Raw genomic sequence first — 12511 nt, 5'->3', positions numbered from 1 at the left:
GTATTTGGAAAATTGCCTTTATTGATTTTGACGTCTGCTGTTCGGCGGGCGATGGATTTTTTTGACTATTTTGAAGAACAGTCGATTTGGCGCGACAGTGCCCCTGCCGACGCGGCATATGGATGCGGGGGCACACGAACGGAGGGGCGGCATGGCCTTCGCCTTTCCCAGGGCTGACATGTGATGGAATGGTCCGATCAGGGCGTCGTGCTGTCGGCGCGGCCGCATGGTGAGACCTCGGCGGTCGTCACCCTGCTGACTCGGGACCATGGGCGGCACGCCGGCATGGTGACGGGCGGGCGGTCCAGCCGCAACCGGGCGGCGCTGGAGCCCGGCACGCTGGTGTCGGCGCGCTGGCGCGGGCGCCTGCCCGAGCATCTGGGCAACCTGACGCTGGAGGTGGTGCAGGGCTATTCCGCCGCCTTTCTCGACGATCCGTTGCGACTCGCCACCCTGACCGCCGCCTGCGCGCTGGCCGAGGCCGCCCTGCCGGAACACCAGCCGCACCCGGCGCTGTTCGACGGGCTGCTGGCGCTGTTCGGGCTGCTGGGCGGCGACGCCTGGGCCGAGTCCCACGTGCGGTGGGAGGTCGGGCTGCTCGCCGAACTCGGATTCGGGCTCGACCTCGACCGCTGCGCGGTCACCGGGGCGAACGACTATCTCGCCTATGTCAGCCCGCGCACCGGCCGCGCGGTGTCGGCGTCGGCCGGGGAGCCCTACCGCGACCGGCTGCTGCCGCTGCCCGGATTCCTGATCGGGCTGGGCGGCGGCGGGCCGCTGGCGGTGGCGGAGGGGCTGCGCCTGACCGGCCATTTCCTGGAGCGCCACCTGCTCAACGGCCCGCTGCCGCCCGCAAGGCTGCGATTAAGAGAACGTTACGAGAACATTGTGGCGCGTGGCCGCTAGATTTGGTATCCACGCGCCATGACGTCCCGAGACCCTGCCCAAGACCCCGTCCTCGATATCCAGGAAAAGCCGCTCCGCGACGCGCTGAGCGAGCGGTATCTGAGCTACGCGCTGTCCACCATCATGGCGCGGTCGCTGCCCGACGTGCGCGATGGGCTGAAGCCGGTGCACCGGCGTCTGCTCTACGCCATGAGCCAGCTGCGGCTCGACCCCTCGACCCCGCCGAAGAAGTCGGCCCGCGTGGTCGGCGATGTGATCGGCAAGTTCCACCCGCACGGCGACACCTCCGTCTACGACGCGCTGGTCCGACTGGCGCAGGATTTCGCGGTGCGCTACCCGCTGGTGGACGGGCAGGGGAACTTCGGCAACATCGACGGCGACAACGCCGCGGCCATGCGCTACACCGAGGCGCGCCTGACCGACGTCGCCAAGGCTCTGCTGGAAGGCATCGACGAGGACGCGGTCGATTTCCGCCCGACCTACGACGGCGACGGGGACGAGCCGGCGGTCCTGCCGGCCAACTTCCCCAACCTGCTGGCCAACGGTTCCAGCGGCATCGCCGTCGGCATGGCGACCAACATCCCGCCGCACAACGCCGCCCAGCTCTGCTCCGCCCTGCGGCTGATCGTGAAGTACCGGCAGCGCCGCGAGAAGGCGCTTCTGGCCGGCAAGGAGGCGCCGCCCCCTCCGTCGATCGAGGATCTGGTCACCCTGATCTCCGGCCCCGACTTCCCGACCGGCGGGGTTCTGGTGGAGCCGCGCGCCAACGTGGTGGAGGCCTACCGGACCGGGCGCGGCTCCTTCCGCCTGCGCGCCAAGTGGGAGGTGGAGAAGCTCGGACAGGGCACCTGGCAGGTCGTCGTCACCGAGGTCCCGTATCAGGTGCAGAAGGCCCGTCTGGTCGAGAAGATCGCGGAGCTTCTGACCAACCGCAAGCTGCTGCTGCTGGAGGACGTGCGCGACGAGTCGGCGGAGGACGTGCGTCTCGTCCTGGTGCCGAAGAGCCGCAACGTCGACCCCGAGGTCCTGATGGCCTCGCTGTTCCAGACGACCGATCTGGAAATCCGCTTCGCCATGAACATGAACGTGCTGGGCAAGGACAACGCCCCGCGCGTCATGAACCTGTTCGAGGTTCTGGACGCCTTCCTCGACCATCGGATGGAGGTTCTTGAGCGCCGGTCCCGCCATCGGCTGGCCAAAATCGACCACCGGCTGGAGGTTCTGGGCGGCTATCTGATCGCCTATCTGAACCTGGACGAGGTGATCCGCATCATCCGCGAGGAGGACGAGCCCAAGCAGGAGCTGATGCGCGCCTTCTCCCTGACCGAGGTGCAGGCCGAGGCCATCCTGAACATGCGGCTGCGCAACCTGCGCAAGCTGGAGGAGATGGAGATCCAGCGCGAGAACGACGCGCTGAGCGCCGAGAAGGCCGGGCTGACGGAGCTTCTCTCCGACACGGTTCTGCGCTGGGAGAGGATCGGCAAGGAGACGGAGGAGACGCGCAAGCGCTTCGGCGAGGACCGCCGGACCCAGGTGGCCACCGCGACGGCGATCATCGACATCCCCGTCGACGCCATGGTGGAGCGCGAGCCGCTGACCGTCCTGTGCTCGCAGAAGGGCTGGATCCGCGCGGTGCGCGGCCATCTGACCGACGCCGAGCGCCTCGACGTCAAATACAAGGAGGGCGACAAGGAAGGCTTCTCGGTCCATTGCGAGACCACCGACAAGCTCCTCGTCTTCGGCACCAACGGCAAATTCTACACCCTGTCCGCCGACAAGCTGCCGCGCGGGCGCGGCTTCGGCGAGCCGGTGCGGCTGATGATCGACCTCGGCAACGAGGCGGACATCATCACCCTGTTCAAGCACCAGCCCGACCGCCGCCTGCTGGTCGCGTCGGAGGACGGGCGCGGCTTCCAGGTGGAGGAGAACGAGGTCGTCGCCCAGACCCGCTCCGGCAAGCAGATCCTGAATCCCGACGACAACAAGGACGCCAAGGTCTGCATCCCGGCGGAGGGCGACCACGTCGCCGTCATCGGCAACAACCGCCTGCTGCTGGTCTTCCCGTTGGAGCAGGTGCCGGTCATGGCCCGCGGCAAGGGTGTGCAGCTTCAGAAGTACAAGGACGGCAGCCTGTCCGACCTTAAGGTCTTCACCATCGCCGAGGGGCTGAGCTGGAAGCACGGCGAGCGGCAGTTCAACGTCACCAACCTGACCGGCTGGTTGGGCAACCGTGCCGGCGTGGGCAAGATGCCGCCCAACGGTTTCCCCAAGGTCAACCGGTTCACCTGAGCCGGCCGTTTCCCGGACCCATCCACCGAACGTTGCGCGCAAACGGGGGGCTTTCGGCCCCCCGTTTCACTTTTGGCGGAATTTCCGACGGAAAGTTCCCGAATTGGTAGGGTTCAGCCATGCTCGGACTTGAACTCTGACCCGCGATTCCGGCATAGTGACTGTATCAAAACGAACTCGGTGCCGCCGACCGAAGCGGTGCCCCGAACGGGGCGCCAGGGGCCGGAGGAACACCGGGCGACAGGGAGGCACGCGCATGGTCACCACAGATCCGTGTGAAGGCACAGCGATGGCTCGGGGGCCCGTCGGCCCCGGCAGTCCCGGTCCGTGACCCGCACGGTGACGTCGATCCGGCGTTGCCAGACAACTTCCTCAAAAACACACCGTCCTCAAAAACAACGGCCTTTCGGTTCGCGCGCCGCGCTCCCTTCGCGGGGGCCGGAACGGCGGCGTGCGCCCACGCCGGGACGAGAGGACCCAAGGAGACCGCCATGAAACGCCGTACCTTCATCACCAGCGCCGGTGTCGGTGTCGCCGCCAGCACGCTGGCCGCCCCCGCCATCGCCCAGAGCAACCCCGAGATCAAGTGGCGCTGCGCGTCGAGCTTTCCCAAGAGCCTGGACACCATCTACGGCGGCGCCGAGCGGGTCGCCAAGCGCGTCGCCGAAATGACCGAGGGCAAGTTCCAGATCCGCACCTTCGCGAGCGGCGAAATCGTCCCCGGCCTGCAGGTTCTGGACGCCGTGAAGGACGGCACCGTGGAGTGCGGCCACACCGTCTCCTATTATTACGTGGGCAAGGACCCGACCTTCGCCTTCGACGCGGCGATGCCCTTCGGCCTGAACGCGCGCCAGCAGAATGCCTGGATGACTCACGGCGGCGGCATGGAGCTGATGCGCGAGTTCTTCAAGGGCTACAACATCGTCCAGTTCGCCGCGGGCAACACCGGCACCCAGATGGGCGGCTGGTTCCGCAACGAGCTGAAGACGGTGGAGGACCTGAAGGGCCTGAAGTTCCGGATCGGCGGCTATGCCGGCACCATCCTGCAGCGCCTGGGCGTCGTGCCGCAGCAGATCGCCGGCGGCGACATCTACCCGGCGCTGGAGAAGGGCACCATCGACGCGGCGGAGTGGGTCGGCCCCTACGACGACGAGAAGCTCGGCTTCAACAAGGTCGCCAAGTACTACTACTACCCCGGCTGGTGGGAGGGCGGGCCGCAGGTGTCCTTCCTCGTCAGCCTGCCGCAGTGGGAGCAGCTTCCCAAGCATTACCAGGCGATTCTCGAAGCAGCCTGTGCCGACGCGACGGCCGACATGGTCGGCAAGTACGACGTGGTGAACATGCACGCGCTGAAGCGTCTGGTCGGCGCCGGCACGGTGCTGAAGCCCTACCCGCGCGACATCCTGCAGGCTTGCTATCAGGCGACCTTCGACGTCTACGAGGAGGAGGCCGCGAAGAACGAGAAGTTCCGCAAGGTCTATGAGCAGTGGCGCAAGTTCCGCGACGAGGAATACCTGTGGTTCCGCGTTGCCGAGAACACCTTCGACAACTTCGTCTACTCCGCCCCGACGCCGAAGAAGAAGTCGTAAGGAGAGAGGCCGGACACGAAAAAGCCCCGCGAAAGCGGGGCTTTTTTTGTTGCCGACGATCCGGCCGTTTCTCGACCCGGGTTCCTCTCCCGCGGGGCGGGAGAGGAGGGAGGGCCGGCTACTTGCCCTGCAACTGCTTCATGAGGTCGGCGTTGGGGTCCTCGGCGGGCTGTTCCGGCGCGCCGAAGGGCGGCGGCGGCTCGCCCGCGTCGAAGGCCGGGATCTCGATCTTCACGTTGTCCAGATCGATCGGCTCGCCGCGATCCAGGCCGGAGAAGACCATCTCCGGGAACATGATGACCAGGGCCACCATGATCAGCTGAATACAGACGAACGGCACGGCGCCCCAGTAGATCTGGCCGGTGGTGATCTTCTTGATGATCTTCCCGGTGATCTTGTCCTTGTAATCCTCCCGTGGAGCGACGCTTCGCAGGAAGAACAGGGCGAAACCGAAGGGCGGATGCATGAAGGAGGTCTGCATGTTGACGCCCAGCAGGACGCCGAACCAGATCAGGTCGATGCCCAGCTTTTCCGCGACCGGGGCGAGCAGCGGCACGATGATGAAGGCCAGCTCGAAGAAGTCGAGGAAGAAGGCGAGCAGGAAGACCATGATGTTGACGACGATCAGGAAGCCCAGTTCGCCGCCCGGCAGGCTGGTCAGCAGATGCTCCACCCACAGGTCGCCGTTCACGGCGCGGAACACCAGACCGAAGACCGTCGAGCCGATCAGGATGAAGATGACGAAGGAGGACAGCTTCGCCGTCGTGTCCATCGCCTGACGCATCAGCGACCAGCTCAGCTGCCGCTTGATGAGCGCCAGGATCATGGCGCCCGCGGCACCCATGGCGCCGCCTTCCGTCGGCGTCGCGATGCCGAGGAAGATGGTGCCGAGCACCAGGAAGATCAGGACCAGCGGCGGCACCAGCGAGGTCAGCACCCGGAACAGGAGCTGGAAGCCGCGCAGGCTGCGCGCTTCCGGCGGCAGGGCCGGGGCGAATTCGGGGCGGACGATGCTGACGACCAGGATGTAGCCGGCGTAGAGGCCGGTCAGCACCAGGCCGGGGACCAGGGCGCCGGCGTACATGTCGCCGACCGAACGGCCGAGCTGGTCGGCCAGGATGATCAGCACCAGCGACGGCGGGATGATCTGGGCCAGCGTGCCCGACGCCGCGATGACGCCCGACGCCAGACGGCGGTCATAGCCGTAGCGCAGCATGATCGGCAGCGAGATCAGGCCCATCGAAATGACCGACGCGGCCACCACGCCCGTCGTCGCGGCGAGCAGCGCGCCGACGAAGATCACCGCGTAGGCCAGACCGCCGCGCAGCGGGCCGAAGAGCTGCCCGACCGTGTCGAGCAAGTCCTCGGCCATGCCGGATCGTTCGAGGATCAGGCCCATGAAGGTGAAGAAGGGAATGGCCAGCAGCGTGTCGTTGCGCATGATGCCGAAGACGCGCTCCGGGAGCGCCTGGAACAGCGCCGGCGTCAGCAGACCCAGCTCGATGCCGATCAGACCGAAGAGGAGGCCGTTCGCGGCGAGCGCGAAGGCGACCGGGAAACCCATCAAAAGGAAAAGAACAAGCGCCGCGAACATCAGCGGCGCCATGTTCTCAATGAGGAAGGCGGCCATCGTGTGTGGTTCCCGGTCTCTTAGGAGTGGCTGTGCATCTTCTCGCCGGGCTGGTCAATGAGACCGGCCAGGAAGGCGATGCGTTTGATCAGCTCGGACACCGCCTGCAAGGTCAGCAGGAAGAAACCGGCAGGAACCAGGATCTTGGCCGGCCAGCGGATCAGGCCGCCGGCGTCGCTCGACATTTCCTTGGTGATGAAGCTGTCCCAGAACATCGGCCAGGAGAGCCACATGATCAGGATGGCCATCGGGAACAGGAAGACGACGATCCCGAAGATGTCCACCATGCACTGGACGCGCCTGGAGAAGCGGCCGAGCACGATGTCGATGCGGATGTGTTCGTTGCGCAGGAACGTGTAGCCCGAGCACAACAGGAAAATCGCGGAGAACAGGTACCATTGCAGCTCAAGCCAGGCGTTGGAGCTGTAATGGAGGCTGTAGCGGATGGTCGCGTTGCCGGCGCTGACAATCACGGCGACCAGCACCAGCCAATAAACGAGTTTGCCGATGCCGTCGTTGACAGCATCGATCAGCCCGCTGATTCGGAGCAGGAACCTCAACGGAGAGCCTCCCTGTTGGTTTGGGACGGGTGTATTCCCGCCCGTTCCTTTTGTTGCCCTGTGAACGGTGGCGCTGGGCGCCGGTTCAATCTTTTATGGTAACACCATGGGGTGTTTGCTGCGGCAATATTCCGCAGGTCGCCCTGGCAGCGCAAGAGCTTGAAAGCCTTTATACGTGATTGCCCCAATAGTCTCCGATCGCTGGCAATCCGGCGATCGATCGGTCAGTCTTCCGGATCGTTCGGCAAGCGGAACCAGCCGTCGCGGCCCAGCGCCTCCAGGGGACGGAAGTTGGCCTTGTAGGCCATCTTGCGGCTCTGGGCGATCCAATAGCCGAGATAGACGTAGGGCAACCCGTCCGTCTGGGCGCGCTCCAGCAGGCCGAGGATCATGAAGCTGCCCAGGCTGCGGCGGTCCTGGCGGGGGTCGTAGAAGCTGTAGACCGCGGAATAGCCGTCGGTCAGCCGGTCGGTCAGCATGCAGCCGACCAGCCGCCCCTCCGCGTCGCGGGCCTCGAACAGGCTGGTGTCGGCCCGCCCCTCGTCGATCATGGCGGCGAAGTCGGCCATGGCCATGCGCGCCATGTCGGATTCGCCGTGGCGGGAGTTCTGGTAGAGCGAGAACAGCCGGTACTGCTCCGTCGTGGCGGCGGCGGGCGCCTCCGCCAGCGTCAGGTCGCCGTTGGCCCGGCGGACCCGCTTCTGCGACCGGGTGGGGACGAAGGCGGCCACCGGGATGCGGACCGGGACGCAGGCCTGGCAGTTCGGGCAGACCGGCCGGTAGACGATGTCGTGGCTGCGCCGGAAGCCGGCGCGCGACAGGGTGGAATTAACCTCCGACGAATAGGGCCCCAACAGCCGGGTGAACAGCTTGCGCTCCACCCGACCCGGCAGGTAGGGGCAGGGCATCGGCCCGGACCGGAAGAACTGCTGGAGCGGGCGGAGTTGCGGCTGGATGACCGACATCGGCTGGCTGACTTCTGAATCACCGGCCCGTGGGTCGGCTGTTGGGGGTCTGCGGCTGGAGAGGGTGCTGAACGGTTGCTTCAAGCAGGCTACTGGGACTGGCTCTGGGTCATGGGGACGGTGTCCTGGCCGAAGAAGGCGCGTCCGATCTCGGTGGTGATGCCGCAGAGCTGGGCCTGCACGCCGTCGAGATACTCGTGCAGGCCGAGCTGGATCACCTCCTCGATCGGGCGTGTCAGAAGCGCGCCGAGCAGCTCGTCCACCTTCTCCATCGCCTCGCTGCCGTTGCGCAGGGTGTAACGGGATTTCAGGCGGGTCAAGAGGCCGTCGATCTGTCGCACACACATCACAACCGATCGCGGGAAGCCCTCGTTGAACATCATGAAGCCGGCGACCGTGGTGGGCGACATGCCGCGCGGGTAGACGCGCCGGAAGGCGTGGTACCCGGCGGCGGAGCGCAGCACCGTTGTCCACTGGCTCATGTCCAGGGTCGAGCCGACCACGACGGGGGAGGGCAGCAGCGTGTGGTACTTGATGTCGAGCAGGCGGGTGGTCTGGTCCGCCCGCTCGATGTATTTGCCGAGCTGGTAGAAGTACCAGCCCTGGTCGCGGTAGAAGGTGCCCTCGGTGATGCCGGTGTGGGTCTGGCACTCCTCCTTGATCCAGGTGCAGACCTTGGAGAGGTTGGAGAGGGCCACGTCCTTGCCGTTCATCTCCACCAGCTTGTTGTGGAACACGTTGATCTGCGTCCACATCTCGGTGGAGATCCACGGGCGCAGGACGCGGGCGTTCTCCCGCGCCATGCGCAGCATGGACACCAGCGAGTTCGTGTGCTGGGTGTCGAACATGTAGTAATGGACCACCGCCTCCGCCGTCGGGCGGTCGTGGCGGCTGAAGAAGTCCTTCTCGTCGGCGTTGAGCTGGACGATGGAGAACCAGTTGGTCATCCCCCGCGTGTCGCGCGCGAAGGTCTCATGCACGTCCAGGATACGGGCGAGATTTTCGGCGCGCTCCATGTAGCGCGCCATCCAGAAAATGCATTCGGCGTAACGGGCCAGCAGATTCACGACGCGCTCCCTTCCTGTGACCCATCCTGGAGCACCCCATCCTGGAGTACCCAGGTGTCCTTGGACCCGCCGCCCTGCGACGAGTTGACGATCAGCGTGCCCTTCTTCAGCGCCACGCGGGTCAGGCCGCCGGGCAGCACCCAGGTGTTCTTGCCCGTGATGGCGAAGGGGCGCAGATCGACGTGGCGGGGATCGATGCCGTCGTCGGTCACGGTGGGGCAGACGGACAGGTCGACCACCGGCTGGCTGATGTAGTTGGACGGATCGGCCAGCAGCTTGGCCCGGCAATCCGCCAACTCCTCCTTGCTGGCGCGCGGGCCGATGGTGATGCCGTAGCCGCCGGCCTCGCCGACCGGCTTCACCACCAGCTTGTCCAGGTTGTCCAGCGTGTACTTCAGCGCGTCGGCCTCGCGGCAGATGCGGGTGTCCACGTTGGGGATGATCGCCTCCTGGTCCAGGTAGTATTTGATCATCCGCGGGACGTAGCAGTAGATCGCCTTGTCGTCCGCCACGCCGGTGCCGACGGCGTTGGCCAGCGCCACGTTGCCCTTGCGGTAGGCCTCCATGATGCCCGGCACGCCCAGCATGCTGTCCGGGTTGAAGGCCTTGGGGTCGAGGAAAGCGTCGTCGATGCGGCGGTAGATCGAATCGACTCGCGCCAGACCGTTGGTGGTCTTCATGTAGACGCGGTCGTTCTCCACCACCAGATCGCGGCCCTCGACCAGCGGCACGCCCATCTCGCGCGCCAGGAAGATGTGCTCGAAATAGGCGGAGTTGTAGGAGCCGGGCGACAGCAGCACGACCTGCGGGTCGGCCACGTCCTGCGGCGCGATCTCCATCATCGCGTCGAGCAGCTTGTGCCCGTAATTGTCCACCGGGCGGATGCCGATGTCCTGCATCAGGTCGGGGAACACGCGCTGCATCATGTGGCGGTTCTCGACCACGTAGGACACGCCGGACGGCACGCGCCCGTTGTCCTCCAGCACGCGGAACGTCCCCTCGCGGTCGCGGACCAGATCCGTGCCCATGATGTGGATGTAGGTGTCGAACGGCACGTCCAGCCCGACCATCTGCGGCCGGAAGCAGCCGTTGCCCAGCACGAGGTCGGCGGGGATCACCCCGTCCTTCAAGATCTTCTGGTCGTGGTAGATGTCGTGGAGGAACAGGTTCAGCGCCGTGACGCGCTGGGTGATTCCCGCCTCCAGATGCGCCCATTCCTTGGCCGAGATCACCCGGGGAATGATGTCGAAGGGAAGGATCCGGTCCACCGCGTCCTTGTTCGAATAGACGAGGAAGGTGATGCCCAGATTGTACAGTTCTCGTTCGGCGTCCTGCGACCGCCGCAACAGATCCCCGAAGTTCAGACCGGCCAGTCTCTGCCGGATCAGCGCCGAGTGCTCGGCTGGATAATCACGGCCTCCGAACAATTCGTCGTAGTAAAGGCCGGGATCATAGTTCGTCAAAAGGTCAGTCGCCTTGCCTTCGGGTACGCTCACAGACTCCCCCGCAGCTAACGCCCTTGATTGACCGCTGCCGTGTGGCAATGGTGTCTGGCGCGAAGTATGAACCATCACTTCGCCATTTGAACAGGGCAAACATTCCCCGCGTTGTGCGGCGCATCGACAAAACAAGAAGGGGTACGTTCAAAGGCAAGGAACTAACGCCTTGGTACCAGCGCCACATCGGCTTTGGTATCAGTTCGTCGCGGCGGGCGGGGTTGCGGTCTTGCTTTCGCGCAGCAGCACCATGCTGATGCGGCGGTTGCGCGGGCTGCCCGGCTGGTCGGGAACCAGCAGGTCGCGGTCGGCGCGGCCGATCACGTCCTGGACGCGCTCCTCCGGGATGCCGCCGGCGATCAGGGCGCGGCGGGTGGCGTTGGCGCGTTCGGTGGAGAGGTCCCAGTTGTCGCGCCCGGCCCCGGAGGTGAAGGGGATGCCGTCGGTGTGGCCGCTGATCGACAGCTTGTTGGGCAGTTTGGCGAGCGCCTTGGCCACCTGCATGACGAGCTGGCGGGTCTGCGGGTACATCTGGCCCGACCCGCCGGGGAACATCGAGACTCGGTCCTGGTCGACGATCTGGATCCGCAGGCCCTCGGGCGTCTGGTCGATCATCAGGTTCTGGGCCAGCGGCTCCAGTTCCGGCACGGACTGGATGGCCTGACGGATCTCGGTGGCGGCCTGCTGGAACTGGCGGGCCTCCTTCTGGGCGTCCTGCAGCTTCTCGCCGCCCTCCTTCACGCGCTCCGCGAAGTCGGACAGCCGCTCGCCCGGCTTCTGGCCGGGGATGCCGAGCTGCTTGGCCTGCTCCTCCAGCCGCTTCTGGTAGTCGAGCCGCGACTCGTTGGACTTCTGCTCGGCGGTCGAGGCGGTCGAGGCGGGCGGCGGCGGGGCGGCGTCCGTCGGGTCGTTCGCCTCGTCGTCCTCCTGGGCCGAGTGGCCGGGCGGACCGGAGACCGGCACATCGGCGGACATCGGCGAGGAGGGGGACATCTGGGCGCCGGGTGCCGTGATGGTGCGCCCGCCCAGCATGCCGCCGGACCCGGAGGTCTCGCGGCTGACCGAGCTGGGCGAGAAATAGTCCGCGATGCCCTTGCGCTGGTCCGAAGTGGTGACGTTGAGCAACCACAGCAGCAGGAAGAAGGCCATCATCGCCGTCACGAAGTCGGCATAGGCGACTTTCCAGGCGCCGCCATGGTGGCCGCCATGGCCACCCTTCTTCTTCTTGATGATGATCGGCTGTTCGCCGCCGGACGGGTTCGCTGACATGAAGCCTTGCTGAGTGGGCCTTGTGGTTGGGCATTCGCGGTCCGTGCGGACACCCGAAGGGTGGGGCGTTATCCTTAAGATCCGTTTAATGCGACGGGGGGCGGCTTCCGGCCGCTTCCGGGCGGTCCTGTGCAAAGGTCCGGGGCAGATGCGGCTTGCGCCGACGGTCCGGCTGGGTTAATCCCGCTGTTTCGCCGCAGCACCCTCGCCCCAATAACCGACGAGCCCACACAGGCCGCCATGACCATCGATTCTCAGGCCTTCGACTCGCGGGCCTTCCGCAACGCCCTCGGATGCTTCGCCACCGGCATCGCCGTGGTCACCACCGTCGCACCGGACGGCGAGCCGATCGGCGTGACCGTGAACTCCTTCTCGTCGGTATCACTCGACCCGCCGCTGGTGCAGTTCTGCCTGGGCCGGGCGGCCATGTCCTTCGAGGCCTTCACCACCGCGCCATCCTTCGCGGTGAACATCCTGGCCGAAGACCAGGCGGAGCTGTCCAACCGCTTCTCGCGCCGCGACCTCCAGGAGCGCTGGGACGGGGTGGGGGTCGAGCGCTGGGACAGCGGGGTGCCGATCCTCACTGGTTGCCTCGCCACCCTGGAATGCGACCGCGAGCATGTCTACGACGGCGGCGACCACGTCATCATCGTGGGCCGCGTCCGCCGCCTGTCCGGCAGCGAGGACGGCAAGCCGCTGCTCTACTTCCGCGGCGCCTATTCGCAGCTTCCCTGAGCCGG

General features: G+C 66.1%; 10 protein-coding genes. 4 read left to right on the top strand and 6 right to left on the bottom strand.

What is annotated here, in order from left to right:
• The first annotated feature begins 180 nt into the window (after positions 1-180).
• The 3 genes from recO to DXK32_RS19745 all read left to right on the top strand — a co-directional run bounded on the left by recO (position 181) and on the right by DXK32_RS19745 (position 4784).
• Complete coding sequence (gene recO, locus DXK32_RS19755; RefSeq protein ID WP_432612356.1) at positions 181-906, top strand: DNA repair protein RecO; 726 nt, start codon at positions 181-183, stop codon at positions 904-906.
• 18 nt (positions 907-924) lie between these two features.
• Positions 925-3195, top strand: a complete 2271-nt coding sequence (gene parC, locus DXK32_RS19750) for a DNA topoisomerase IV subunit A (protein ID WP_114860067.1) — start codon at positions 925-927, stop codon at positions 3193-3195.
• A gap of 491 nt (positions 3196-3686) precedes the next feature.
• Positions 3687-4784, top strand: coding sequence for a TRAP transporter substrate-binding protein (locus DXK32_RS19745; RefSeq protein ID WP_014198296.1), 1098 nt, complete (start codon positions 3687-3689; stop codon positions 4782-4784).
• A 118-nt stretch (positions 4785-4902) separates the two neighbouring features.
• On the opposite strand, the gene DXK32_RS19740 is transcribed toward DXK32_RS19745, so the two are convergent.
• From DXK32_RS19740 to DXK32_RS19715, 6 genes are all read right to left on the bottom strand, one after another.
• Positions 4903-6414: a TRAP transporter large permease gene (locus DXK32_RS19740; protein WP_114860066.1), complete on the bottom strand. Its 1512-nt coding sequence runs from the start codon at positions 6412-6414 to the stop codon at positions 4903-4905.
• A gap of 20 nt (positions 6415-6434) precedes the next feature.
• Positions 6435-6974, bottom strand: a complete 540-nt coding sequence (locus DXK32_RS19735) for a TRAP transporter small permease subunit (RefSeq protein WP_114860065.1) — start codon at positions 6972-6974, stop codon at positions 6435-6437.
• Between the two features lie 224 nt (positions 6975-7198).
• Positions 7199-7939, bottom strand: coding sequence for an arginyltransferase (locus DXK32_RS19730; protein WP_114860064.1), 741 nt, complete (start codon positions 7937-7939; stop codon positions 7199-7201).
• 89 nt (positions 7940-8028) lie between these two features.
• Positions 8029-9006 (bottom strand): alpha-E domain-containing protein, encoded by a 978-nt coding sequence (locus DXK32_RS19725; protein ID WP_114860063.1) that lies wholly within the window; start codon positions 9004-9006, stop codon positions 8029-8031.
• Complete coding sequence (locus DXK32_RS19720) at positions 9003-10469, bottom strand: circularly permuted type 2 ATP-grasp protein (protein WP_114860062.1); 1467 nt, start codon at positions 10467-10469, stop codon at positions 9003-9005. The genes DXK32_RS19725 and DXK32_RS19720 overlap by 4 nt, the downstream gene beginning before the upstream one ends.
• A 231-nt stretch (positions 10470-10700) precedes the next feature.
• Complete coding sequence (locus DXK32_RS19715; RefSeq protein WP_114860061.1) at positions 10701-11771, bottom strand: flagellar motor protein MotB; 1071 nt, start codon at positions 11769-11771, stop codon at positions 10701-10703.
• A 240-nt stretch (positions 11772-12011) separates the two neighbouring features.
• On the opposite strand from DXK32_RS19715, the gene DXK32_RS19710 reads away from it, so the two are divergent.
• Positions 12012-12506: a flavin reductase family protein gene (locus tag DXK32_RS19710; protein ID WP_114860060.1), complete on the top strand. Its 495-nt coding sequence runs from the start codon at positions 12012-12014 to the stop codon at positions 12504-12506.
• Positions 12507-12511: the final 5 nt, after the last annotated feature.

This window comes from Azospirillum brasilense (assembly GCF_003349955.1).
In the GTDB taxonomy this organism is placed as follows: Bacteria; Pseudomonadota; Alphaproteobacteria; order Azospirillales; family Azospirillaceae; genus Azospirillum; species Azospirillum brasilense_B.
This window is presented reverse-complemented; position numbering and strand designations above follow the sequence as displayed.